Source organism: Mesorhizobium sp. M0145 (assembly GCF_040322355.1).
Classification (GTDB): Bacteria; Pseudomonadota; Alphaproteobacteria; order Rhizobiales; family Rhizobiaceae; genus Mesorhizobium.
This window is the reverse complement of the sequence record NZ_JAMYTK010000024.1, coordinates 59,019-84,145: the sequence shown is the minus strand read 5'-3', so window position 1 is coordinate 84,145 and position 25,127 is coordinate 59,019. Positions and strand designations below refer to the sequence as shown.

General features: G+C 59.7%; 23 protein-coding genes and 1 pseudogene. 13 read left to right on the top strand and 11 right to left on the bottom strand.

Annotated features, from left to right (window positions below):
• Positions 1-57: 57 nt before the first annotated feature.
• Entirely contained in the window at positions 58-819 is a 762-nt protein-coding gene (locus NKJ28_RS26695; RefSeq protein WP_352637593.1) for a sugar phosphate isomerase/epimerase family protein, read from the bottom strand.
• 495 nt (positions 820-1,314) lie between these two features.
• Here NKJ28_RS26695 and NKJ28_RS26690 point away from each other — a divergent pair, with 495 nt between their 5' ends.
• Together NKJ28_RS26690 and NKJ28_RS26685 are read left to right on the top strand one after the other, a co-directional pair.
• On the top strand, positions 1,315-2,463 hold the full coding sequence (locus tag NKJ28_RS26690) for a Gfo/Idh/MocA family protein (RefSeq protein WP_352637590.1): 1,149 nt from the start codon (positions 1,315-1,317) through the stop codon (positions 2,461-2,463).
• Between the two features lie 16 nt (positions 2,464-2,479).
• Positions 2,480-3,454, top strand: coding sequence for an alpha/beta hydrolase (locus NKJ28_RS26685; protein ID WP_352637588.1), 975 nt, complete (start codon positions 2,480-2,482; stop codon positions 3,452-3,454).
• On the opposite strand, the gene NKJ28_RS26680 is transcribed toward NKJ28_RS26685, so the two are convergent.
• Together NKJ28_RS26680 and NKJ28_RS26675 are read right to left on the bottom strand one after the other, a co-directional pair.
• Positions 3,435-4,436 (bottom strand): LacI family DNA-binding transcriptional regulator, encoded by a 1,002-nt coding sequence (locus tag NKJ28_RS26680; protein WP_352637592.1) that lies wholly within the window; start codon positions 4,434-4,436, stop codon positions 3,435-3,437. The two genes, NKJ28_RS26685 and NKJ28_RS26680, sit on opposite strands and share 20 nt — an antisense overlap.
• 509 nt (positions 4,437-4,945) lie before the next feature.
• Positions 4,946-5,707 (bottom strand): DeoR/GlpR family DNA-binding transcription regulator, encoded by a 762-nt coding sequence (locus NKJ28_RS26675; RefSeq protein ID WP_023680295.1) that lies wholly within the window; start codon positions 5,705-5,707, stop codon positions 4,946-4,948.
• A 230-nt stretch (positions 5,708-5,937) separates the two neighbouring features.
• On the opposite strand from NKJ28_RS26675, the gene NKJ28_RS26670 reads away from it, so the two are divergent.
• The 7 genes from NKJ28_RS26670 (at position 5,938) to NKJ28_RS26640 (ending at position 13,394) form a co-directional block, all read left to right on the top strand.
• A complete protein-coding gene (locus NKJ28_RS26670; RefSeq protein WP_352457857.1) occupies positions 5,938-6,738 on the top strand; it encodes a beta/alpha barrel domain-containing protein in 801 nt (266 codons plus the stop codon).
• Positions 6,739-6,741: 3 nt separating this feature from the next.
• On the top strand, positions 6,742-7,680 hold the full coding sequence (locus NKJ28_RS26665; RefSeq protein WP_352637587.1) for a PfkB family carbohydrate kinase: 939 nt from the start codon (positions 6,742-6,744) through the stop codon (positions 7,678-7,680).
• Positions 7,681-7,828: 148 nt separating this feature from the next.
• The gene (locus NKJ28_RS26660; protein WP_352457855.1) at positions 7,829-8,974 is read left to right on the top strand and encodes an ABC transporter ATP-binding protein; all 1,146 of its coding nucleotides are present in this window, start codon (positions 7,829-7,831) and stop codon (positions 8,972-8,974) included.
• Between the two features lie 624 nt (positions 8,975-9,598).
• Complete coding sequence (locus NKJ28_RS26655; protein WP_352637586.1) at positions 9,599-10,852, top strand: ABC transporter substrate-binding protein; 1,254 nt, start codon at positions 9,599-9,601, stop codon at positions 10,850-10,852.
• A gap of 140 nt (positions 10,853-10,992) precedes the next feature.
• Positions 10,993-11,889: a carbohydrate ABC transporter permease gene (locus tag NKJ28_RS26650; protein WP_502898200.1), complete on the top strand. Its 897-nt coding sequence runs from the start codon at positions 10,993-10,995 to the stop codon at positions 11,887-11,889.
• A gap of 6 nt (positions 11,890-11,895) precedes the next feature.
• Positions 11,896-12,741, top strand: coding sequence for a carbohydrate ABC transporter permease (locus NKJ28_RS26645; RefSeq protein ID WP_352524729.1), 846 nt, complete (start codon positions 11,896-11,898; stop codon positions 12,739-12,741).
• A 446-nt stretch (positions 12,742-13,187) separates the two neighbouring features.
• A complete protein-coding gene (locus NKJ28_RS26640; RefSeq protein ID WP_023680287.1) occupies positions 13,188-13,394 on the top strand; it encodes a hypothetical protein in 207 nt (68 codons plus the stop codon).
• A 79-nt stretch (positions 13,395-13,473) separates the two neighbouring features.
• Here the strand turns inward: NKJ28_RS26640 and NKJ28_RS26635 are convergent, their stop codons facing one another.
• The 4 genes from NKJ28_RS26635 to NKJ28_RS26620 form a co-directional block, all read right to left on the bottom strand.
• Positions 13,474-14,229, bottom strand: a complete 756-nt coding sequence (locus NKJ28_RS26635) for an ATP-binding cassette domain-containing protein (RefSeq protein ID WP_023680286.1) — start codon at positions 14,227-14,229, stop codon at positions 13,474-13,476.
• The gene (locus NKJ28_RS26630; RefSeq protein ID WP_023680285.1) at positions 14,222-15,283 is read right to left on the bottom strand and encodes an ABC transporter permease subunit; all 1,062 of its coding nucleotides are present in this window, start codon (positions 15,281-15,283) and stop codon (positions 14,222-14,224) included. The genes NKJ28_RS26635 and NKJ28_RS26630 overlap by 8 nt, the downstream gene beginning before the upstream one ends.
• A 100-nt stretch (positions 15,284-15,383) precedes the next feature.
• Positions 15,384-16,361 (bottom strand): ABC transporter substrate-binding protein, encoded by a 978-nt coding sequence (locus tag NKJ28_RS26625; protein ID WP_352457851.1) that lies wholly within the window; start codon positions 16,359-16,361, stop codon positions 15,384-15,386.
• Positions 16,362-16,858: 497 nt separating this feature from the next.
• A complete protein-coding gene (locus tag NKJ28_RS26620; protein WP_352637583.1) occupies positions 16,859-17,764 on the bottom strand; it encodes a sugar-binding transcriptional regulator in 906 nt (301 codons plus the stop codon).
• Positions 17,765-18,046: 282 nt separating this feature from the next.
• Between NKJ28_RS26620 and NKJ28_RS26615 the strand changes: the two genes are divergently transcribed.
• Together NKJ28_RS26615 and NKJ28_RS26610 are read left to right on the top strand one after the other, a co-directional pair.
• Positions 18,047-18,952, top strand: a complete 906-nt coding sequence (locus NKJ28_RS26615) for a tagatose-bisphosphate aldolase (RefSeq protein ID WP_352637582.1) — start codon at positions 18,047-18,049, stop codon at positions 18,950-18,952.
• A gap of 36 nt (positions 18,953-18,988) precedes the next feature.
• Positions 18,989-20,464 (top strand): ROK family protein, encoded by a 1,476-nt coding sequence (locus NKJ28_RS26610; protein ID WP_352637581.1) that lies wholly within the window; start codon positions 18,989-18,991, stop codon positions 20,462-20,464.
• Positions 20,465-20,548: 84 nt separating this feature from the next.
• Here NKJ28_RS26610 and NKJ28_RS26605 read toward each other — a convergent pair.
• A pseudogene (locus tag NKJ28_RS26605) lies at positions 20,549-20,629 on the bottom strand (short-chain dehydrogenase); the annotation flags it as partial.
• A gap of 131 nt (positions 20,630-20,760) precedes the next feature.
• On the opposite strand from NKJ28_RS26605, the gene NKJ28_RS26600 reads away from it, so the two are divergent.
• Positions 20,761-21,729 (top strand): oxygenase MpaB family protein, encoded by a 969-nt coding sequence (locus NKJ28_RS26600; protein WP_352637580.1) that lies wholly within the window; start codon positions 20,761-20,763, stop codon positions 21,727-21,729.
• A gap of 119 nt (positions 21,730-21,848) precedes the next feature.
• On the opposite strand, the gene NKJ28_RS33065 is transcribed toward NKJ28_RS26600, so the two are convergent.
• From NKJ28_RS33065 to NKJ28_RS26585, 3 genes are all read right to left on the bottom strand, one after another.
• Positions 21,849-21,971: a hypothetical protein gene (locus NKJ28_RS33065; RefSeq protein WP_502894702.1), complete on the bottom strand. Its 123-nt coding sequence runs from the start codon at positions 21,969-21,971 to the stop codon at positions 21,849-21,851.
• A 379-nt stretch (positions 21,972-22,350) separates the two neighbouring features.
• Positions 22,351-23,130, bottom strand: a complete 780-nt coding sequence (locus NKJ28_RS26590) for an SDR family NAD(P)-dependent oxidoreductase (protein WP_352571722.1) — start codon at positions 23,128-23,130, stop codon at positions 22,351-22,353.
• The gene (locus tag NKJ28_RS26585; RefSeq protein WP_352571721.1) at positions 23,117-23,866 is read right to left on the bottom strand and encodes a GntR family transcriptional regulator; all 750 of its coding nucleotides are present in this window, start codon (positions 23,864-23,866) and stop codon (positions 23,117-23,119) included. The genes NKJ28_RS26590 and NKJ28_RS26585 overlap by 14 nt, the downstream gene beginning before the upstream one ends.
• 149 nt (positions 23,867-24,015) lie before the next feature.
• Here NKJ28_RS26585 and NKJ28_RS26580 point away from each other — a divergent pair, with 149 nt between their 5' ends.
• Positions 24,016-25,041, top strand: a complete 1,026-nt coding sequence (locus NKJ28_RS26580) for a sugar ABC transporter substrate-binding protein (RefSeq protein ID WP_023680812.1) — start codon at positions 24,016-24,018, stop codon at positions 25,039-25,041.
• Positions 25,042-25,127 lie beyond the last annotated feature (86 nt).

Sequence of the window (25,127 nt, the reverse complement as noted above, 5' to 3'; positions counted from 1 at the left end):
ATTTACCCTCCACCCCCAATCACCTCTTCCAGGCCGGTCTCGGGGGGGGTTAGTGGTTTATCCTCTCCGTGGGGGTTGGGTCGGGCCCGGGGCCGCCGCCGGGGGGGCCGCGGTCTCGGATTCCTCTTCCAGCACCAGCCAGCCATTGAAGCGTGGCGCTGCACTGGCGATGTCGATCACCGCCGCGGTATCGCAGACGCCCTTGCCGAGCATCGCCCATGTGCCGCTGGCATCGACATCCTTCAGGTGCACGTAGCGGATGCGGTCGCGATAGGTGGTGAGCGTATCGGCCATGTTCCGATGGCCACGCAAGATGTGGCCGGTATCCGGCACCCAGCCGACGAGCGACGGATCGACCAGCCCAAAGATCCGGTCGTAGTCGGCGCGATCGAAGAGCAGCGTGTTGTGGTGCGAACTCGGATGCACCGCGACCTGGACGCCCGCCTTGCGCCCTAGCTCCCCCGCCTTGTTGTAGACCTCCGCGGCGATGGCAAATTTGTCGTCGCGCGGGCCGTCGGAGACGACTGTCGCCGAGCCCATCGACACCAGCGTGTCCGGAAAGGCAGCAGCGAAGTCGATCCATCGCTTCGCGGTCTCGAGGTCGTTGCCGATCTTCTCCTTGAGCGTGAAGCCGCTCTTGGAACCGAAGGCGAAGGAGACGAGCGTCAGGCCTGACGCCTTGAGCGCGGTCGCGAACTCCGCCGGCTTGTCGGCATATCGGCCGATCATCGTGTCGGTGATCTCGATGCCGGCATAGCCGCCATCGGCGATCGCCTTCAAGAGATCGTCCGGGCCGCCGGCAAAGCCCTCTCCGAGCATTTCCCAGGTAAAGGTCTGGCAACCGACTTTCAGGTCTTTCACGATCGTCCTTTCATTCCTTGATGCCGCCCCGCGTTAGCCTTGCGGTCCTGCCGTTCGTTGAAGGCCTTGATTAGGTCGCCAAAGGTTTCCTTGCCGAAGAAGGCGGCGCTGGCAAGCTGATTTCGGAACGTGATTGCGCCCGCGCCGGTCGAATGCCGAGACCCGTGTCGAGCGCTGCGGCGCCCAGCATGCCGGCGCCGATGAGAAATTGCCGGCGATCGGCGATGGTGACGTGACCCACAGGCTTCGTAGCGGCGGTCGGCCGTTTTTCATGTCAGTCATTTCCTCCCCTGAAGGCTGGGGCCTCCAATGTTGCGCCAGCATTTTCGCATGTTCTGCAAAAATTTTACGCGCGTCAATATTTAAAGTGCTGTATAGCGGGCTGTGATTGCGGCTCGCGACCGATTCAGCAGGCCCGCCGAAGTGTCATCGCGTTGGGAGGCAGACTCGAAAATGCAAGCAAAATCACAGATTAAGCTCGGTATCGGCATTGTCGGATGCGGCAACATCTCGATGACTTATCTGCGCAACGCGGCGCTCTTCGGCGGCCTCGAGTTGCGTGCATGCGCCGACATTTCCACCGAACTGGCGGCACTGCGCGGCAGCGAATACGGCATCCGGGCAGTCAGCGTCGACACGCTTCTAGCCGATCCGGACATCGACCTTGTCCTCAACCTGACCGTCCCGGCGGCGCATTTCGACATCTCGTTTTCGGCGCTTTCGGCGGGCAAGCATGTTTTCACCGAAAAGCCGCTGTCAACCTCGGCTAGGGACGGCCGCCGGCTTGTCGCCGAGGCGGCGAAGCGCAATCTGCTCCTAGGCTCGGCCCCCGACACTTTTCTCGGCGCAGCCGGACGGCGGGCGCGCCGCCTGATGGACGAGGGCGCGATCGGCCGCGCCGTCACCGGCACCGCCTTCATGATGGGGCGCGGCATGGAGCACTGGCATCCCAATCCGCAATTTTACTATCAGCCGGGCGCCGGCCCAATCTTCGACATGGGCCCCTATTACCTGACCATGCTGGTCAACCTGCTTGGGCCGGTGGCACGCGTGATGGCGATGGCGACTCGGGGACAGGAAGTGCGCCTTATCACTGCCGAAGGTCCCTACAGGAACACCAGTTTCAAGGTCGGCACGCCGACCAACATCCTATCGCTGCTGGAGTTCCGATCGGGCGCCACCGTCACCTTCGGAGCCTCCTGGGATGTCTTCAGACACTCCAATCACCCTATCGAACTGCACGGCACGGAAGGCTCACTGCGCCTGCCCGATCCTGACACGTTCGGCGGCACCGTATCGCTTTCGGAACGCGGCGCCGACTGGGCCGACTTCCATAGCGAGAGCGAGCTCTACGGGGGGCGCAACTGGCCTTACGCCGCGCCCGACCGCGCCAACTACCGCATGCTTGGCGTCGCCGATCTGTCGCATGCGCTGAGGACGGGCAGAAAACCCCGCGCCTCCGGCGATCTCGCTTTGCATGTGCTGGAGATCATGGAGGCGATCCTCGCTTCGGGAGAAAGCCGCGAGTCCGTCGCCGCCAACGGGGCGGTCGACCAGCCGCCGCTTCTTGGCGAGGACGAGGCGACGAGCCTGCTTGCCTGAGGCGTAGGATCAGTCGATGGCTACGTTGCTTTCATCATTTCTCGATCCGGAAGCCCGGCATGTGCTCGACCTCGGCCGACAGGCTCCTGCGCGGCCGTTCGACGCCGGCACGCCTGAAGAGGCGCGGCGCGCCTATGAGGAGAGCTTTCCCACACTGCAGGGTGAACGCGAGCCGGTCGCCTCACTGAACGAACGCTTCATCGACGGGCCTAGCGGCCCGTTGACGCTCAGGATCTATCACGGGCGACGGGCGGCCTTGGCCAGTGCCCCAGCGTTGCTTTATCTGCATGGCGGCGGCTGGGTGATCGGCAATCTCGATTCCCATGACGAGATCTGCCGCTGGTTTGCCAACATGGCGGCCTGTGTGGTCGTCTGTCCCGACTATCGGCTGGCGCCGGAACACAAATTCCCGGCCGCCATCGAGGATTGTCGCGCAGCATTTGCCTTCATGCAAAGTGCGGCCGACGATCTCGGCATCGACGCGGAGCGGATCGCTGTCGCCGGCGACAGCGCCGGTGGCAATCTCGCTGCGGTGCTGTGCCTGATGGTGCGTAGGAGCAAGAATCCGCCGACCGTGCAATTGCTGTTCTATCCGAACACGGATGCCTCGCAGACAGCGGACAGCTATCGCCGTTTTGCTGAGGGCTATGGTCTCACCGCGGCAACGATGGCCTGGTTCCGCGACCACTATGTCAACCATGCCGGGGATATCGACGACTGGCGCGTGTCGCCGCTGAAGGTCGCCAGCCTTGCCGGCGCAGCACCAGCCTTTGTCGCGATCGCCGGTCATGACATTCTCGTTGACGAGGGTGAGGCTTACGCAAAGCGTCTGCAAGATGACGGCGTGCCTGTCGTGCTGAGGCGCTGGCCTGGCCAGATCCACGGCTTTGTCTCGATGGGCCGCCATGGTCCGGCCTCGCGGCAAGCCGTCGGCGCGGCGGTTGCCGCGTGGCGCGGCTTCGATGGAAAGCTCAGGCCGATTGACGCATAACCAGCGTCGCGTCGAGATTGACCTTAGCGGCAACCTCAGCTCCATCCTCGTTCAGCAGGGCCAGCAGCGTCTCGACGCTATATCCCGCCATGGCGGCGAAGTCCTGCGCCATGGTGGTGAGGCCTGGACATGTGTAGCGGCTCAGCGGGTGATCGTCATGAGCTGCGACACGCAGGTCGCAGTCGGCCTTGCGACCGACCTTGAGGCCTTGCGCGTAGGCGGCCGCCATCACGCCGAAGGCGAGACGGTCGTTGTTGCACAGAATGGTCTTGCCCGACAGGCCGCCATTGCCGAGCATTTTTTCCATTTGCTCGTAGCCGATCCGTTCGAAATCCCATGTGTACTCGTCGGTGTTGCCGATGACGACAGGCTCATGCCCGAGCCGCTTCATAGAAGCGATATAGCTTTTCAGTCGTTCTGGCGAGTTGTGGTTGACGTGCGGGATATCGAAATAGACCGGGGCGTCGCCGGACCGGCACAGATACTCGACGATGGTCGAGACGCTCTGGGCATTGTTGTTGCCGACGAACGGCGTTCCGCCTTCGAGATAGGTGTCGAAATAGACCACCGGTATGGCCTGCGTCAGCTTCTCCAGCGTGCGGTGGTCCGAGCGCAGGCCGAGCGGCGCGATGAGTGCACCGGAGACCTTCAGCGACAGGATGGTTCGCGTTGCCTCCACTTCGAGCTCGCGCGAGCCGTGCGAGGAGATCACGATCGGCCAGTAGCCTTCGTCGCGCAGCCTTAGTTCGATGCGGCTGACCATCTCCGAATAAAAGGGGTCGGCCACTGTCGGCACCATGATGCCGATGCTGCGGGTCCGCTTGCGGTTCAGGTTGCGTGCAAACAGATTGGGCTGGTAGTCGGACGAGCGCAGCGCCTCTTCGATACGCTGCCGTGTCGCTGGCTTGACGCTGGTCGGATCGTCGAAATATTTCGACAGCGTCGGCCTGGAGACGCCGCAAGAGCGGGCAAAATCATCCATCGTCTTGTGCGTCGTCGGCAATTCAAACGCCTCGCGTTCTGGACATCCAATCACTGGGTTGCCCTAGCGCTGCCCCAGGGTACCCGCATACGCTGCCGTGCAACGGCAAGGCAAAATTTTACAGAGAGCTTCAGCAGTTTCAACGCGTATCGCTGAATTTTTTCACGCGTAAATTTATTAGTTGACGCGAAAAGTACAAGCCATATTGACTCCGAATATCGGTTGCCGCCAGGCAGAATTGCACGCGACTGAGAGGGGTCGTTCGAGTCGGGCCCTGGGGAGAAACGCCGGGAGGTTCCGCGAGGTGAAGAAGCTGGTCTCAGCCGGCGAGATCGAGCTTCGGCGATTGACGCAGCGTCGGCACCGAGATGCTGAGGGCAGCAACAGCGCGCTTTCCAGTCTAGCGCGATATGAAGATCCTTAATGTGCTAAATTTGTCTTCGTACTCCGAAACGTCGGTTGCCAATGGGACACGCTGCCAATTCTGGGCACCACAATCCGGAAGGCACCTACACATAGCGCACTTCGACTCCCAGCTTGTCCAATCGACTGCGAATCCCATAGGGCATAGCGGTGTCGGTGATGATCAGATCGACACGTGACAACGAAAATGCCTTAGATGAGGCGCCAATATCCCATTTGCTTGAATCCGCCACAAGGATCACGCGCCTGGCCATACGAACCAGATTGCGTTTTGTGCGCGCAATGTCTTCTGAGACATCGACGACATCGAATGACTGATCGATCGCATGCGCGCTGAGGAACGCTTGGTGGGCCACAAGGCCGCCCACAGCCCTATCAAAATCCGACACGATCGTGCTGACCGTCGAGGGATAGACCCGACCGCCTATCATATGCACGTCCAGCCCAGGGCGATACATCAGATGCTGTGCAATGTTCATCGCGGTTGTGGCTACTACCACATTGTTGACCGGGGGCATCTGCATTGCGACCTGCAGCAACGTCGAGCCGCTGTCGAACACCACGGACTGGTTGTCTATGATCTGGCGCGCCGCCATCTGCGCGATACGCCGTTTGGCATCGAAATTGCGAGACATCCGCTCTTCGAAGGCCGCCGCTGGCGAATCAGCGGGCAAGGCGATCGCACCGCCATGCGTTTTGATCAACTGCTTTTTTGCATCCAGAATTTCCAGGTCGGACCTGATGGTCACCTCGGAGACGCCGAAGTTTTCCGCCAGTTGGCTGGTACGCGCCTGGCCGGTCCGCTGAAGCGCGAGCATGATCTGATGTCGCCGTTGTTCCGCAAGCATGTGTAACCCCGAATTGCTGTTTGGATAACTGCACGCCAACCTTTCGAAAATCGAATAGGAAACCGGCCTGCGTTTGAGAATTCGAGGGATACCGCCTCACCGCAGCGAACGCTAGCCGTTGCAGTTGCAACCTATATCGAAACGAAAGAAATCGAAATATTGAATATTGTTTTGCTTTCGAGTTAGGGTCCTCAACGTCAGATCAACAATTGCGAAGGGACTGCACTGATATGGGCCTTGGAACTAAAATTCGCTTGTCGCGGCTGTTCTCGCATCGATCTGGGAACCTGTTCGGTGGTGCCGTCGACCATTTCGTAGGGTACGGCAACGTCCGCGAGGGAGGCCTTGCGGATCTGCCCGGCGCGCTCAAGCGGGTGATGGCCGGAGAGCCAGATTACATCAGCATTCAACCTGGTGCGGCGCGTCATTTGTGGCCGGCTTACGCCGGCAAGGCAGCGCTGGTCATTCAGGCGGGATGCTTTACGCCCGACGATCGGATCAGTCAGTTGATCGCGACGCCCGAAGATGCAGTGCGCTATGGTGCCGATGCGCTGGCGGTCGCCATTCCGGTGCGGGGCGATACCGAGGGTCACTACATTCGTTGGCTTACCGATACGGTCAACGCGGCTGCTCGTTTCGAAATGCCGGTCGTTGCACATGTTTATCCCCGCGACTATTCAAACGGCTGCAAGATCGTCTTCACCCCCGACGAAATCGCCTACGCAGTGCGGATTGGTTTTGAGACCGGTGTTGACGTGATCAAGGTCGGATACACCGGGGACTTCGACTCATTCAAGGAAACCGTGGCAACTTGCCCGGTTCCCATCGTTATCGCCGGCGGTCCGAAGACCGAGGATCTTCTGGGCGCTCTCACCCAGACGTCTGAAGCCCTGCGCGCCGGTGCGAAGGGTGCCGTCGTGGGGCGCAATCTGTGGGGGCACGGTGACACCACGATGGCAGCGCGTGCATTCAAGTGCGTCATTCACGATGGGATGGCACCGCAAGACGCTTTGGCGGCTGCGGGCACGTGAGCTGTGACCGGCAATCTGCAGGTTTTGGGCTTCGGAGCCTTGGCGATTGACGACATCATCTATGTCGACAGCCCGCTGGGTGCTGGCAAAGGGAAGGTGACAAATCGCACGAAGGACCACGGCGGCAATGTGGCGACGGCACTCGTTGCTGTCGCCAAGCTGGGGGGGCGTGCCGGTTTCATCGGCTGGCTGAGTGATCAGCCACTTACGGATGTCGGCGCCCACGAGCTTGAACGACACGGCGTCGACATATCTTTCGCGCCACGTCGTGCCGATGCCAAGCCGATCCGGTCGGTTATTACGGTCGCGCCCGATGGTGACAGGTTCATCGCCTATGATGATGATGTGCCGCACGGGACCTCCGATGCGCTGGCCGATAGCGTCCTTGCGCAAGCCCAGGTGCTGCTGATCGACGGTTACGCCACGCACGCTGACATGATTGTTGCTCGTGCCCGTAAGCTGGGTCTGGCGGTGGTGGCCGATATTGAGTGGACTGTCGGACCTGCGACCGAACGATTGATCCGCCTGTCAAATCACCTGGTATTGCCTCTGAAATTTGCCCAAACCTATACTGGCGAGGCCAAGGCGACAGCGATCCTGCGCAAGCTGTGGTCAGATGACCGCTCCGCGGTCGTGTTAACCGAAGGCGATCGAGGAGCCTATATCCGGCAAAAGGACGATGTCGTTTTGTGGCACGTTCCGGCCTACAAGGTCAGGGCAGTGGACACGACCGGCGCGGGGGATTGTTTTCATGGCGCCTATGCCTTCGCCCTTACGCAGCGAAAGCAGCCTGTCGCCTGCGCTGTTTATGCAACTGCCGCGGCCGCGATCTCAGTGACGGGCCGGGGTGGCCGCATGGCTCTGCCGGATCACAACGCCTGTGTCGCGTGGATGGCGAAAGAAAATGCACCTGTGCCCATACCGATTACGTCGCCAGACTGAGAATTCATCACTCGGATATTGCCGCTGCTGGTGGGACGTCCGAGGCGCGCGGTTAACCGCGCAGATAGCAATGCCGGTTCGATCTGCAGTCGCGCCGCGCGGAGGCTATTCGATGTTTAGGTAGCGCTGACAATAGGGAGGATGTGACGTGGCTGTTGTTGTGTTGGACAAAATTTGCAAGACCTACGGGACGAAATTCCAAGCCATCAAGGATCTTAGCCTGACGATAAACGACGGCGAGTTCCTCATTCTCGTTGGCCCTTCGGGATGCGGAAAATCGACAGCCTTGCGCATGATCGCGGGGCTGGAGGAGATCAGCAGCGGAACCCTGACCATTGGTGGAGAGAATGTTGAGGATCTAGCGCCGAAGGACCGGGATATTGCGATGGTCTTTCAGAACTATGCCCTTTATCCGCATATGACAGTGTTCGACAACATAGGCTTCTCGATGAAGCTTGCGGGGAAGAGCAAGGCCGAGCGGACGAAGCGCGTCCATGAAATAGCAAAGACCCTGCAGCTGCACACGCTGCTCGACAGTAAGCCGGCCGCGCTGTCTGGCGGACAACGCCAGAGGGTCGCCATGGGGCGCGCGATGGTGCGCGAACCGGCAGCCTTTCTCATGGATGAACCCTTGTCAAACCTCGATGCCAAGCTGCGCGTGCAAATGCGCGCGGAAATTGTCAGCCTGCAAAGACAGCTGGGGGTGACCACGATTTATGTAACACACGATCAGACCGAAGCCTTGACCATGGGCGACCGGGTTGCGGTCTTGAAAGGCGGTGTCCTTCAGCAGGTCGACACGCCAAAGACGCTGTATAATCGACCAGTCAATGCCTTCGTCGCGGGTTTCATCGGCTCGCCGTCGATGAACCTGTTCGAAGGCCGTTTGCACAATGGCAGGATCAACCTGCCGACCTTTTCGATACCGGTGCCGACGAGTGCGTTTGAGCGCTCTCCTGGTCTGAGCGCCTTCGAAGGCAAGACGCTCATTTTCGGCATACGCCCCGAGGATCTTTACGACAGCAGTCTGGAATCGGGATCGCGACATGCCACTCTACCGGCCATCGTGAAGACGACAGAGGAATTGGGATCCGAGCTTATCGTTCATTTGAAGGTCGACGCGGTTCGAATCGATTCTGGCGACCCAGATGCTGTTGAAGATCTAAGCGGCGCAGCAAATGTCGTAGCGAGGTTTGAAGCCGTCAGCGCGGTCCGGCCGGGCGCGTTGATTGATCTGGCGATCGATGCGGCCAAGTTGCACTTCTTCGATCCCCAGACGCACCTCACAATCTAGCGTGATCCGCGATGGTTGACCCGGCTAAAGGGACGGAGACGCAAATGTCGCTTCCGTCTTCTGGTCCATTTGCGTAGGTGACGGTAGACGCTGGCTTCGCTCTCCTGGGCAATCCGACCAGTTCTCGCTCGCCCATCACAGCTCGGGCCGTCTTCGTTGGCAAATGGTGAGACTTGCTCGACATCGGTTCAGCGCGCGACAGCCGATTTTTCCACCGGAGGTGGAGATCGTCTTGTGCCCGGCGGCACCCTGTCATCGACAACCAAAACGATCGCCTGAACGCCTCTGAATTGCGACGTCTACGCGAGCGCGCGACCCCACCGAATGGCGTTTTTTCTCTTCGAATATACGACTTTCATTTGTTTTCTTTTTAGGGGAGTGGCTTTCATTTGTTTACGAAAATAGAGAAAGAAGCGGCACAAGCAATGTGCACAAGGGAAAAACTAACCCCAGAGAACTTAAGAAAACCATATACCAATCAATGGCTTACATTCAGTCATAACGTCCCGGCATCCTACCCATTTTTCACGATTGCAGTTCTTGATTGACACAAAGACCCGGAAAAGAACCTAGTTTGATCGCGATCGGGAGGATCGAGCCAAACGTCGCTCCTAGGAGGAAAACATGAACGTCAGAAGATATATTGCTGCGGCCACGTCCGCTGTGGCTGTCTGGGCACTGTCTGCTACCTGCGCCTTTGCTGAGACCAATCTCGAATTCATCCAATGGTGGGAGCCGGAAATGCCCGCCGGTGCTCTGCGTAGCATCATGGACGACTTCGAAGCCAAAAACCCTGGTATCAAGGTGACGCTCGTCAGCGGTCCCTATTCCGCCACCCATGATCAGATCGTAGTCGGCGCCGCGTCGGGGACGCTCAGCGACGTCGTCGGCCTGGACGGAGCATGGGTCAATGGCCTTGCAAAGCAGGGCGCAATCGCTTCCATGGACAGCCTGATGGCTGACGCCAAATATGATCAGAGCCAGATCGCTGACATCATCAAGGTCAACGGCCAAAGCGTCATGTTCCCGCTCGCCTCGTTCGTATACCCGGTCTTCGTCAACCTCGATCTGGCCAAGGCTGCTGGTGTCGACAAGATGCCGGCCAACCGCACAGAATTCGCCGCTGCCGCGAAGAAGATGACCAATGCGGACAAGAACGAGTACGGGTGGGTGCTGCCGCTATCGCTGCAAAACCCCGGCGGCATCCAGAACGACGTGATGTCTTGGGTCTGGGCTTCCGGAGCATCGATGCTCAAGGACGGCAAGCCCGACGTGGAAAATGAGGCCGTGGTCGGTACACTCGAATACGTCAAGTCGCTACAGGACGCCGGCGTCATATCGCCAGGCATCTTTGCCAAGAAGGAACAGGACAAGGTCGAAGAGTTCGTCAACGGCCGTGTCGGAATGATGATCGACTCGCTGGCTCATATCAATCTTATCCGCCAGCGTAACCCCAATCTCAAGTTCGGTATCTCTGCGCTTCCTGCGGTCGACGGCTATACGGGTAAGCGCGGACTGCCCTATGCCTCTTGGGGCATCGGCATTAGCAACAGCACCGAGCATAAGGCAGAAGCCTGGAAGCTTGTTGAATATCTGATGAGCCCGGAAGTGAACGGCCGCCTGGTATCGCTCGCAAATGCCTTTCCGGGCAACGTGCAAGCGAAGCCTGACTTCTCGAAATCGGACCCGCTGTTCGAGGAAGCCTTCAAGATCTTCCAAAGCGGTCACTTGGCCAATGAATTCGTGGGCTTGCCGGTGGCCGAAGACCTGATGCGCGACATGAACGTCGAAGTGCAAAAGATGTTCGACGGCCAGCAAACCGCAAAGGAGGCCGCTGCCAACACGCAAAAGCAGTGGTTGCTTGACTTCGCCAAGTAGGCGCTGCTTCAGACAATTCGGCAGCGCGATAACATCTATCGCGCTGCCGCTGCATCGGAACCGGACCATACGGTCGATGACCAAGCGGATTGTACCTCATGAGCCTCGCCAACGAAGGTTTGATCGTCACGCGAACGAAAATGCGCAAGCGTGGCATGCTTTCTTACAAGACGAGAAAGCGGCTCACTCCGCTGTTTTATGTGGCACCCGCCACGTTTTTGTTTTGTCTGCTAATGCTGTTTCCCATGATCACGGTCCTGCGCTATTCGCTGATGGACGGCGCAATCATGAAAAAGGACGCTGCTTTCATAGGGTTGCAGAACTACGAGACGATCTTCACAGATCCAGTCTTCTGGCAGTCGGTCGGGCAGACCCTCTATTTCACGGTGATGAGCGTCATTTTCCACCTTCTAATCGGCCTGGCCTTCGCCCTATTGCTGAACACCCAACGCGTCCCTCCGATGATTAGAAGCATCCTGCGTGTTCTCTACATTTTGCCATGGCTCTTTACGGCAGTCATCATCGCGATCATCTGGCGGCTGCTTTTGGATCCCAATGGCGTGGTCAACAGCATTTTGATGACGCTCCATATCGTCAACTTCAAGGTCGAGTGGTTCTCCTCGACGAAAACCGCGATCCATGCGTTGACGTTTGCGAACATCTGGGCGGGATACCCTCTATATATGGTCAGCTTGCTCGCCGGTCTCCAGGGCATCCCCAAGGACCTTTACGAAGCCGCCGGCATCGATGGCGCCAATGAGTTCCAAAAGTTTCGGTACATCACGATCCCGCAGCTGATGCCGATCATCATCAGCATCGCCCTGCTGGATTTCATCTGGACGATGCAAGTCTTCCCCCTGGTCTGGATGACAACGGGCGGTGGACCGATCCATTCGACCGAGGTGCTGAGCACGTATACCTATAAGCTTGCGTTTTCGAGTTACGAATTTTCACAGGCTTCGGCGAGCGCGATCTTCATCTTGATCATCTCGATGGGCGCGACTTACTTCTACATCAAACACCAGAAGGCCAGGTGACCGGCAATGGCAAAGCGCTCCTTCAAAAACACCGTTTTGCCGACCGTACTGACATATCTCGGGCTCGCGGCCGGTCTGGTCTTTGCAGGCTTTCCAATCCTGTGGATGTTTTTCACTTCGTTGAAATCGAACACCGAGATCTTTGCCCTGCCGCCGAGACTGCTGCCCGACCATTTCACGAACGTGGCCTATCTTTCGATCTTCAATGATCCGACCAAGGTGCGCTTCTTTCTCAACAGCTATCTGGTCGCGGGAGTGGTAACCCTTCTGACGTTACTGATCGCCATTCTGACGGCCTATGGCTTCAGCCGCTATTCATTCCGGCTTAAGAATACGCTTAACGTCTTCATCATCAGCACACAGACCGTACCGCCGATCACGCTTCTGATTCCCTATTTCGGCATGGTCGTCGCCTTCGGCATTTTCAACACCTATTTCGCGCTGATTCTAACCTACATGGTATTCACCCTGCCTTACGCAATCCTTCTGATGACCGGCTATCTCAATACCCTGCCAAAGGAACTCGATGAGGCAGTGCTGGTCGATGGGGGGTCAAGTTGGACAGCGCTATGGCGTGTGATTATCCCTCTTTCAGTCCCCGGCGTCGTCGCGACCGCGGTCTATACGTTTCTGTTGGCGTGGAACGAGTTCCTTTTTGCGCTTACTTTGACGAAGTCGACGGACATGCGGACCGTTCCGATCGGTATCGAGTTGCTTATGGGCCAACATGCGTTCGAATGGAACGAGATGATGGCGATGAGCGTGCTGGGATCACTCCCGCTTCTGATCCTGTATCTGATTGCACAACGTTACTTCCTCGCGGGCCTGGCCGCCGGGTCGGTGAAGAGCTGAGCAAACTGACTGCCAGTTCGCTGTTCGCTGCTGAACACATCAACCCATTCCGGCCCCGAAGGTCCGGTCTTTGACAGCGCCAGCGCTATGCCAAATCCTGCACGTCGAGGGTCGTGCAGGCCGAAGGCGGCGACTGATCGCGCTCGACATCTCTCCCGCGGTTTCCCAACTGTTTCGCCCCGATGGCCCGGCGCTGACGCCGCTGCCGTCGACCTGAGTGGCGCACTCGGAAGTTGAATCCGACTGCTGACCAAGCCGGCTTCTAGCCTGGCCTCGGCATCCCCTGCCTTGTCGATTTCGCCATCTGATGCCGCGATCGCTCGACACCGGTCTGCTGCAATGCAGCACATCAAAACCCGCGGCACACCATTTTAAATCTTGACGCGTGTCAAATTTTTATAAAACATGCGGAAACGCGGACAAGGCATCGATCAGCGCGGCTGGAAGTGACGAAAGCCGGCGTCGGCGGTCCTGTGACGCGGACATACGGGCCGCTCTATGGCGATGCCTTCTCCAATGAGCTCGAAAGCTTCCATCGCCACATCATGGACGGCACCAAACCTCTGACCGATCTCGCGGACTCTCGTCGCGACTTGGCGCTGATGGCGGAGATCATTGATCGCATGAAACAGACTACGGGGATTATGCGCTGAAGCTGCCCTTTTAGGGTAGATCCTACGAGGAGATTGCATTGGCTCCCGGCTGGCGGGTCTACGCTTTCCGGCTCGCGGTCTATCCGCCAACCATCAGCTTGACGACTTCGTCATGGTTGGTTTCCGATATCTTGCGCTCGCCGGCCTGGACGCCGCGCCGCAGCACGATGATGCGGTCGGACACGGCGAAAATATCCAGCAAATTGTGCGAGATGAAGATTACGCCCCTGCCTTGGGCCTTGAGTTGGTGGATGAGCGAAATGACCTTGCGCTGTTCGGGCACGCCGAGGGCCGCGGTCGGTTCGTCCATGATCAGGATCTGCGCGTCCCAATAGACGGCCCGGCCGATGGCAACAGCCTGCCGTTGACCGCCGGAGAAATTGCTGACCGGGGCATCGAGCCGGCTGACATGGAAGTCCAATCGCCCCATGGTCTTCTTGGCGGCGACGGCCATGGCCTTGCGATCGAGCACCGGCAAGAAACCGAAGGCCTTGCGCATGGGTTCACGGCCAAGGAAGATATTGGCGCCGATGGACAAATTGTCGGCGAGAGCGAGATCCTGATAGATGGTTTCGATGCCTTTTTCGCGCGCCTCATGCGGTGTCGCAAATGTCACCGGCTGACCCCTCAGCAGAATTTCACCGCCCGTCGGCTGAAAGACGCCCGATATCGCCTTGATCAGCGTGGTCTTGCCGGCGCCGTTGTCGCCCGCCAGGGCCACCACTTCGCCCGGCCGCACGACCATGGAGAAATCGTTGAGCGCCCGGACGGCGCCGAAGTGCTTGGAAAGATTCCGGACTTCCAGGAGGGGGGTGGTCTGGCCTGGGCTATTCATCCTGACGGGCTCCACTGAACCGGCGCTGCGCCTGGTCGATGAGAACGGAAATGATGATGACGACGCCGACGGCGATGAACTGCCAGAACGGCTCGACATTGACGAAAACCAGCCCGTACTGAATGACCGCGATCACCAGCGCACCGGCGACCGTCCCGAAGATCGTGCCCGATCCACCGAACAGGCTGGCGCCGCCGATCACGACGGCTGCGACGCTGTCGAGCAGCAACGGCTCGCCGGCCTGGGCCGCGCCCGCGGTGAAGCGCGCTGCATAGAGGGCGCCACCGAGGCCTGCGCACATCGCCGAAAGCACATAGAGGCGCAGGATATGGCCTCTGATGTCGATGCCGGCACGACGAGCCGCCTGCACATTGGCGCCGATGGCGTAGTTATGCTGGCCGAACCGGGTCTGGCTCAGGATGTAGTGCATCGCGACGACGAAAACGGCTGCAATGATGACGAGATAAGGCACACCGTAGAACCTGCCGTTGCCGAGCAGCGCGAACCAGGAATTCTGGACCGGCACCGTCGTGCCGCCGGCGAGCAGGAAAGCAGCGCCGCGCGCGACGCCAAACATGCCAAGCGTGCCGATGAAGGGCGGAATTCTGAGGCGCGAGATCAGCAAGCCGTTGATCATGCCAGGGACTCCCGCGACGATCACGGCCGCCAGAATGCCCACCATCATGGCCAGAGGCACCGGCATGGCGGCGCCAGCCAGATTCGTGGCATGGGCCGCAACAACAGCAGCAAGGCCCATGATGAAGCCCAGCGAGAGGTCGATGCCTCCCGAAATGATGACGAATGTCTGTCCGGTCGCAAGCAGCAACGGCGCCACGGCAAATATCGCAATGGATTGCACGTTGAACGGATTGAGCACGAAGGTCGCGCCGAAGGAGGCCCTCGACCAAACCTCGAAACAGATGATCAGGCCGGCGAGAAACAGCCAGGCGCGCCCTTCGGCGATGCGTCCGAGCCAGGTCCTGGCCGGATCACCATGGTCGGCCTGAGGGGCGACATGGGTTTCGCTCTGCTCGGTTGGTGATGTTGAAGTCATTGACACATCCGATCCGCAGCGCGGCCTCCGTCAACAGGGTCCCAGAGACCCGGCGCTGGTCTCCTCCCGGCAAGCCGGAAGGGGACCAAGCTGGTTGGAATCATTCGGAATAGAGGTACTTCGAGATGTTCGGGTCCGCGATGTTTGACTTGTCCATGATCGTAAAGCCGGTGCCGATCGCAACCGGGATCGACTGGCCGGTCAGGTGGGCGTAGGCAGAAACGACACCAAAATAGCCGATCTCGGCCGGATGCTGGGCAATCGCAACGTCCACCAAGCCGGTGTTGATGTTGTCGACGATGCTGACCGGTGCGTCGAACGCGACGACCTTGATGGTCCCGCTTTGCCCTGCCTGCTTGACGCCGTTCGCCGCGCCGATCGCCGAGAACAGATTTGCACCGAACACACCAACGAGATCGGAGTTGCGCGCGAACGTCGCTTGGAGCTGCGAGGCAGCCTTGTTGGCGTCGTCGTCGTTGAACTGCGTCTCGAGCACGGTGATGTCCGGATGCTTCGCCATCTCCTTCTTGAAGCCCTCTTCACGCTGATCGGTGGTCGAAATGCCGGGCTTGACGTTGGAAACATAGACCTTGCCCTTGCCGCCTATGGCCTTGACCAATGCCCGCGCGGCGATCTCGCCGCCCAGAATGTTGTCCGAAGCAATATAGGACAGCGGGAAATCCGCCTCACCGGCACCGGTCTGGTAGACGCCGCTGCCGATGAAAGTGTCGACGGTGATCACCGGGATGCCGGCATCATTGGCCTTGCGGAGCGGCTCGACCAATTGAACCTTGTCGGTTGGCGCGATCAGGATCGCGTCTGGCTTCTTGGCGATGACCGCGTCAAGCACGGGGACTTGCGTTACCGGATTGAAATCCGAAGCGCCCTGGAACACCAGGGTCACGCCAAGGGCATCGGCCGCCGCCTGAGCGCCTTTGCGCATGGTGATGTAGAAGCCGTCGGTGGTAAGGCCCGGAACGAGAGCAATGGTGAACTTCTTGTCCTGCGCCAAAGCGGGCGTGATCAGCGCCGTTGCGCAGATGGCGAGAGCCGCCAGGGCGGCAACAATCTTCTTCATAACATCCTCCTCATAATTGTTGGCAGATTTGCCGTTGCGATTGATATCGGGAATGGCCGTCAATCTGTTCAGGCTACGAATCGTAAATGCGCTGACGGCCGGAAAACGGGTTTCGCCTGCTTGCTGTTACGGGCAGCTCCTCCCAGGCGCCCAGTCATTAGATCAGCCAGTCGAAACCGACCAGCCCTGCTGCCCGCAGTCCCGTTTCCTCGCATCCGCAAGGTCCAGAGAACTGCGCCGCGCGGCGCGCATGCCCGCCTAGCGGCAGGTTGTAACACTTTGCTGAAAGAAATTGCAACCGGTACTTCCCTGGCCGGAACGCTTTTCAAACCGGACAACATCTGTCTGCTCCGCAGGGCCCGCACGGCAGACTATTGCCCCCAAGTCCCTGACGAGACAACAGGTGATTTCGGGGCCCCAGGCTCCCGGACCGCGTGGCGTCAATCGGTTCAGGATTGATCAGGCGCGCCGATGTCGCGCATCATGGTGTCCGCCTTCTATCGAGGCACGAGAGCCACGAGGATGGCTTGCGCCGTTTTCGTGTCCGTTATCAGGGCATTGATGAGTCTCGCGCGGACGGCACCGATGATGGCCGTCGCCTTCTCCGGCGAGGCGGCAACGCCGATGACCAAGGGGACGGTTCGAAGCTGGGCCGGCGACATTGCGATCATCCGGCCCTCCCCTTCCCACGGGATAAGGGTGCCTTCGGCGTCGAAGTAATGGCGGATGACGTCTCCAGCCGCATGAAACAGGGCCTGTTCGCCCAGTGTGGCCGCGCTCGCCTCGGGCGGATTGATGGCATGGGGCAGGCCGATGCCGACGATCGCAACGTCGGTCCGGTCCCAAAGCGCGACGCTGTCGCGGATGGCCGCATCGCCAAGGAAGACCTCACGCAATTCGGTGGACGGCAGATAGGGCGCATGGATGAAATGCGGCGTCCCGCCGAACTCTTCGGCGGCCAGCCGTACAAACTCGTTGATCTGGAAATGCGCCGCCTGCTGCTGCATGCCGCCGGTGGCAGCGACGGTAAGGACCCCGGGAATGCGCGGCAGGCCTGCCCGGATCACCTCGCGGATGGCTCGCCCCCAGCCGACGGCAACCACCGAGCCGGCCGTCAGTTCCGCTTGCTTGAGCAAGGCGCCGAGCGGTGCGGCGAGCGCCGTCAGCGCTCCGGCTGCCGGCGTTTCGACGACCGCGGCGTCGCGCAGCCCCAACCCGTCAATCAACTGCCTGGTGATGTCCTCGGGCGTCACAAGATCGAGAACCTCGATCCGCACGATGCCCTCTGCTCTCGCCCGCTGCAGCAAACGCGATATGGTGGCGGTGGAGACACCGAGCCGGCGCGCGATGTCGACCTGCGACATCTCCGCCTCGTAGTGCATTTTGGCGACCGTATGCAGCATCGTCCGCGATGCGGCCGCATCTTGTGTGGGAGGGACAGACAGCTTGCAATTCCTTTCAGCAATGTGTTACAGACCCATCAACCGATGGGAGTTATCGCGCAATTCCGGCAGACTCGCAACTCGGGTTCGTTTCCACCGAACGTTGCGGCCAAGCCAGATTTCCCGGTTCGATAGCGCATCAAAGCGGCAAACCTTCCTGCCGGCGGGCAGGCAAAAACTGAAGATTTCTTGTTCCACGGATCTGCGCCTTGGTGAATGGGCGCCAACATCGGACAAAAGACCATGACAAAGATGACGACGGCGGAGTTACGCGGCTATCAGCAGATATGCGGCAAGGACGGGGCCATGATGGCCATCGCCTGTGACCAGCGCGGCGGCATGCGGACCTTGTTGGCGTCGGACCCTGCCGAACAGGCCAAGATCACCAACGACATGCTCGGCGACACCAAGGCGGACATCACGCGATACCTCGCCAGCCAGGCATCCTGCGTGCTGCTCGACCCGCTCTGCGCGGTGCCGCGGGTTGTCGATGAAGGGGTGCTGAACCGAGATACGGCTCTGCTCATCGGCCTCGACGCCTCGGGCTTCGACGTCTCGCCCGCCGGCTACCGCCTGTCGCGCCTCGTCCCCGACATCGACGCACGCCGCGTCCGCGAACTCGGTGGCACCGGCGGCAAGATCATGGTCTATCTCAGGGCCGACAGACCGGAGGCGAACGAGCATAACGTCGCCATTCTGCGCCAGTGCATCGCCGACTTCGGGCAAGAGGACCTGCTGCTCGTCGTCGAATTCCTGACCTACCAACTCGAAGGCGAAAGCCTTGAAGATCATGCGGCCAAGATCCCCTGGCTTGTCGAAGAGGGCACACGGATATCGCTGGAATGTGGGGCAAAGGTACTCAAGCTTCCTTATCCCGGAACGCCGGAAGCCTGCGCCAGGATCACCAGCATGGCTGGCGAGGTGCCGTGGGCGGTCCTCTCCGCCGGCGTCAACCACACGACCTTCCTGGGCCAGGTCGAGATCGCGATGAAGAACGGCGCGTCAGGCGTCATCGCCGGCCGGTCGCTGTGGAAGGACTGCATCTCGCTGGACCGTGACATTCAGCGGGAAAGGCTTAAGACCATCGCAGTGTCGAGATTGCACGAGCTTCAGGCCGTGATCGGAAACTACCGGCAGAAAGCCGCTTAGTCATTCGCCGTTCACACCGGGCACACACGGGACGTCATGCCTCATAGTTCGATGGCCATCGGGATCGATATCGGCGGCACCAATCTGCGCGCCGCCCGCATTTCCGGCACAGGCGAAATCCTTGACCGCATGTCCGAAAAGAGCGCGCCGGACCCGGCGCTCATGCTCTCCCGGATCGCCGAGATGGTGCGCCGGCTCGATTCTCCGGAGGTTGCCGCCATCGGCATCGGCGTCCCGGGACGCGTCGATGTGCGGCGTCGCGCCGTCTTGTCCGGAGGCTATGTCAACCTCGCCTCGGTCTCCCCGGCACAACGGCTGGAAAGCCTGGCGGGCAAGCCCGTCGTGATCGACAATGATTGCAACATGGCACTGGTCGCCGAGATGGCTCGAGGCGCCGCCATGGGTCACGAAAACATCGTCATGTTCACCATCGGGACCGGCATTGGTGGTGCCGTGGCTCAAGACCGGCAGATCGTCCGCGGCAAGGGGACGGCGGGGCAGCTCGGCCATATCACTGTCGACATATCAGGCGAAGCCTGCGTCTGCGGCCGGCGCGGCTGCGTTGAAACCACCAGCTCCGGTACAGCACTTGGCCGTCACATCTCACGCGCAGGCCTCGGTCCGGATATCTCGGTCGATCAGCTTTTCGCCCGGGATGCGAGCGGCGACATGCCGGTGCGCGGGATACTGGAAGCCTGGGCCAGACCGTTGCGTGCGGCAATCGATACAGCGGTGGCGATGTTCGCCCCCGATCTGGTGCTGCTCGGCGGCGGACTTGGCCAGGCGGCCCATCAGGCGCTTGCCAAGGCTCCGGCCTTGGCTCCCTGGTACCAATGCCCGGTTGAACCGGCGCAACTCGGCGACGACGCCGGCGTCATCGGCGCCGGTCTGCAAGCGCTGGCAGGGCAGGCGGCAGTTACGGCCTCGCCGGTGACCTCGCCATCCGCTGGACTCAACCCGGGCCGGCGTGCCGTGCCCGGCCAGCGCGCCGTGCTGGTCAACGGCATCCCCGCCAGCGGCAAAAGCACGGTCTCGCGCGGTATCGCCGACCGCCTAGGATGGCCATTGCTTACGCTCGATACCATTAAGAACCCGTTCCTCGAAGTGCTCGGCGGCGGCGATCGTGAATTCAACCGCTCGCTCGGTCGCGCCAGTTATGAAGCCATCTGGTCGGTCGTCGGCGAAGCTCCCGCGGGCACAACAGTTGTCGTCGATGCCTGGTTCGGCTTCCAGCCGCGCCAGGTGCTCGAGGATCACCTGCGAAGGGCTGGTGTCGAGCGGACCGCCGAAATCTGGTGTCATGCACCCGGCGAGGTTCTTGCCGAGCGCTATCGCGCACGGCTCGACCAGCGTCCCGCTGGCCACCCCGGGGCGGCCTATGTCCCCGAGCTGATCGAGCTGGCCAAGCGCGCCGAGCCGCTGCGGCGTGGACCGCTCTTTGATGTCGATACGACAAAACCAATCGCTTTCGATGCCATCACGCAATGGCTGCGGGCGACGATTGACACATAGGCAGGCGAAGCTTGCGCGCCTGAAATGATGATCCGCGCGCGACTTATCCGCGGCGTGATTCACTCGTGCTCTTGATTTTGATGCCGGGAGCGGAAGCTCGCGCTGGATCGAGGTGACATGGATGACCACGCCCGAGCCTTGCTCCATCATCATCGGTAACAGGGCAGATCAAGCAGGGTTCATCGGCTTCGCGCGAGGATGATTTGGAACAACGGGAAGACCAAAGACGTTCGTGCATATTGCATCCGCCAGCCACAGGTCTAACGCTTGCTATTCTCAGTAGTTCGAGGCGTACCATGTTTCGCAACTCGGGCATCATTTCTCTGCCTCGCCCGCTTGAGCGTCGTGTGGACACTCTTGCCCAGTCGTTCATGCGCCAGCGGCTCGGATCTCAGATGGACTTCTCGACTCCGGAAGGCGAGCCGGCGCTGTTACCACCCAATTCCGTAACCTGGCGCATTTTCAAGAACCCTGTTGCGCTGTTCATCGGCGGGGTAACGGCGGTGCTGCTCGAATTGGCAGAGCCGCGGGTTCGCGACGCCATTTGGCAGCACAGCAGCTTCCGCTCCCTCGCGCTCCGACGATTGCAGCGTACGGGCCTCGCTGCTTTGGTCACGGTCTACGGCCCCCGATCCAAGGCTAAGGCCATGATTGAAGATGTGGTCAGGATGCATGGGCGCGTTTCGGGTCGAACCAGCGAAGGCGAGCCATACCACGCCACCGACCCGGAGCTGCTGGACTGGGTGCAAGCGACGGCCGCGTTTGGTTTCATGGAGGCCTATCACACCTATGTGCATCGTCTGCATTTTTTCGAACGGGACGCGATGTTTGCTGAGGCTCGCCCCGTGGCGCTTCTCTATGGTGCGGGCGGCGCGCCCACGTCTCAGGCCGAGCTTTACGCGCTGTTCGACGTGATGAGGCAAAGACTCGTCGCGTCGCCGATCGTCTCGGAGTTCCTGCAGATCATGGAAGAAGTTCCCGCCTTGCCGGGAGTTGCTCGACCCCTTCAGCGGCCGCTTCTGAAGGCGGCCGTCGAGATCCTACCCCAATGGGTCCGCAAGCGGTTGGAACTCGGCGACCGCTGGACCTTGAAGCCGTGGGAGCGTGCTGTTGTGAAGACGACGGCTGCAATTTGCGACAGCACCGCGCTTCATTCATCACCAGCCGTCCAGTCGTGCCGCCGCCTCGGCCTTTCCGAGAGCTATCTCTATCGCCGAACGGCATCCGAAAACTTACACAGAACCGGACAGTGTTCCTTGACCTAAATGTCAGGCCCGCGTCGTGCAGACGTTCAGCTTCTAGTTAACGCGTCTTGAAGGCACGAACTCGATAGCCCACTGGACGGTGGGGCGTGACGGAGGCCCGCCAAGCAGATGCGAACAAACTACCGGACGGCTGCCGGCAACAGTGAAGCCGTCGTACCGTCAAAACCGGCATGGGCCGGCTCGTGGCCGGAGCCGCCGCCCGAGATGACCGTGTAGCCCTTCTCGGTGACTGTCAAAGTCACGATCCTGATCCGCGGGTCAAAGAGCGCCTCCAGCAGCTGAGCGGGGCCCTCCGGTGCGACAAGAATATGGCCGATAGAACCGACTATCCGAAGGCTCGTCTGTTCATCTTGACGACTGACAACTGTGTACAAACCATCTTGGGGAGCAAGCGCGTCCCGCGTGTCCGAACTCCGGGGGAGGCTGCAATGATGCCCCAATCGAGTTGTCCCGCGGCCAAGCAATCACCGTATAGATTGCCTGATGGCCCTGTGGAAGTTGCCGATACCGAGATGCACGATTCCGGGCGTCACACTCCGTCGATCGTACCGATGAATTTGGACACCGGCCGATGCGAGCGCCAAATTGGCGTAAGAACGACGATTTTCCATTGTATGCAGCTCAATCGAAATGGAGACCACCGTTCATGTCGATAACCTCACCCGTGATGAACCCGGCTAGAGGTGACGCGAGGAATGAAACGGTGTGGGCGACTTCTTGAGGTTCGCAAAATCGCCCGACCGGGATTTGAGCAAGCTGGGCCGCGCGCTGTTCGTCGTTGAGCTGTTCGGAAACCATCGGCGACATTACGTAGGCGGGGGCAATTGCATTCGAGGTTACGCCCTGGCCAGCGGTCTCGCGGGCAATCGAAAAGGTCAGCCCTATCATCGCGCTTTTCGAAACTGAATACGCCGTCCCTGCGGTCAAGCCTCCGCTTTTGGCGGCATAGGAGGAGATATTGACCACCCGACCCCACCGTTTCGACCGCATCCCTGGAAGAAATATCTGGGCGAGAAGGAATGCGGCTTCTACGTTGACTATGTTGACCCTTCGCCATTCCTCGATCGAGGTATCTGCCATTTTGTGGTTCGACAGAATGCCAGCATTGTTGACCAAAATGTCGACCGAACCGAAGTGCTGAAGAACCTTCTCCGCCGCCGCGCGCGTTGAACTCTCAACTGCCAGATCAACACCGACGGCAACGGCGCCATGCCCTATCCGCGACGCCAGCGCCTCTGCGGCCTTGGGGAGCAGATCCAGGACTGCTACTTGAGCGCCGGCGCGCGCCAGTTCCACTGCGATTGCGGAGCCGATAGCGCCTGCGCCTCCAGTTACGACAGCGGTTTTTCCTTCTAGCGATTGCAAGCGGGAATTCTCCATTGCTTGGTCAGACGGCGGCATGGCGTGTGTCCGACGCATGCGCGTCGAAAAGGACAAAGATTTTATCGAGATGGGCGACCAATGCGGCTTCCGCACCGGGTCCGTCATTGGCATCCAGCGCATCCAGAATTGCCAAATGCTCCTGCAGCACAACCGCAAATCGTGCGGCATTGCCGGAGAAACGAATAAAGCGAGTCAGCTTGGCTTTAGCAGCGTGGATGGTCGTCCAAACTCCCGGTCGCTGCGCGAAAGACGCAAACAATTGGTGAAAATTCTCGTCATTGTCGTGAAATCCGTCAATATCGCCCTCAGCGATACTCCGTTCTTGAGCCGCCACCAGTGAACGCATTTCAGCGCTCATCGCTGGCGTCCAACGCGGCGCAACTTCGCGAAGAAGGCAAGTTTCCAGAGAACGGCGGACAAAATGGCTGTCTTGGATGCTGACGATATCAATTTGCGAAACAAAACTGCCGAGCTGCGGAAAGACACTTACAAGTCCGTCTTCGGCCAATCTTTGGATCGCTGCCCTCACAGGTGTGCGAGACACATTGAACTGGCGACACACCGCGTTTTCACTAATCGATTCGCCCGGCAAGAGCTTCGCACGCACGATTGCCTCGCGCAGGACGGAGTAAATTTGCTCACTCGCCGAACTGCGCCGGTTCAAAAACACGTCTAGTTCAGCCAATCCGGAAGACATGGCTTTCGCTCCATTCTGGTCGAAACGCGATATCGCGTTCCGCTCGCCTTCTTGCACAATGTCCTCCGAAAAATGCCATCAACAAAAAAGCAGTTGCACCTTGTATACAAGTGTACTAGAACTTCTGCGGTGAATGCAAGGCATTTGCGCTGGCGGTCTCGACAATTTTAAGCGGGAAGGCGGCGCTCTCAACGGGAGGAGTTTTGATGTCGAACTATTTGCGTCGCGTGCTCGCGATTGGACTGCTATCCGCAATAGGCGTGGGGTCCGCCTTCGCCGCTGGAGATTCAAAAATTGCGCTGGTTCCCGGAGGTCCGCACCCCTACTTCGCGGCGTGGGAGCAAGCTGGTAAGGATGCTGCCAAGGATTTTGGCCTGGCCGCAGCAGACTATAAGGTGCCGCAAAAGTGGGAACTCAGCCAGCAGAACCAGCTGCTCGAGAGCCTTTTGACCCAGGGTTATAACGGCTTTCTGATTTTCCCAGGTGACCCCGTCGGATCGGTCAGTACCGTCGACGAGCTCGTGTCCAATGGCGCGCCTGTCATCGGCGGCGCAGGGTGCTTCAAGGATCCTTCTTCAGCAACCTTCTGCCTCGGCACCGACACTGGCAATTCAGCATACATTGGAACCAAGGAGCTTTTGAAAACACTGACGGGCACCAAGAAGCGCATTGCTCATTTCACCGGCTTCCTTGTTGATCCGAATACCCAGCTTCGCATCGACGCCGTCAAAAAAGCGGCGGAGGAAGAAGGCGCAACGGTCGTCCAGGTCATCGCTGACATTGATGCGCCCGAGCCAGCCGAGGAAAAGATTAATGCCTACCTGGCAGCTCACGCCAACGACGTCGATGGCATCATCACGACCGCTTGGGTCCCTGCGGTTGTAGCCTCGAACGCAGTCCGAAAGATCGGCGACAAGCGGATCAAGATGGTAGCCATTGATCACGATCAAGTTGTGTTGAAGGCCATCAAGGATGGCTTTGTGAATGGCACAATGCTGCAGAATCCGTATGGCCAAGGCTATATCGGCACTTTCGTTCTCGACAAGCTTCGTTCGGGTTGCGCGGTCAAGACCGATGCGCCTTTTAAGAAGAATGCCCTCACTGACAAGTTCATCGACTCGGGAACCGTCTATGTCGCGGCCGACAAAATCGACACTTATGTTGACGCCATGCGCGACACGACCAAGAAGCTCTTTGAAACCTTCCAGGCGACTTATCTGACCTGCAAGTAACGAGACTTCCGCCAATGCCGCCGGGCTGCGTTCAAGCAGACCCGGCGGTCGTCCAACCAAATTGCACGGTGTCTGTCGTGACCCAG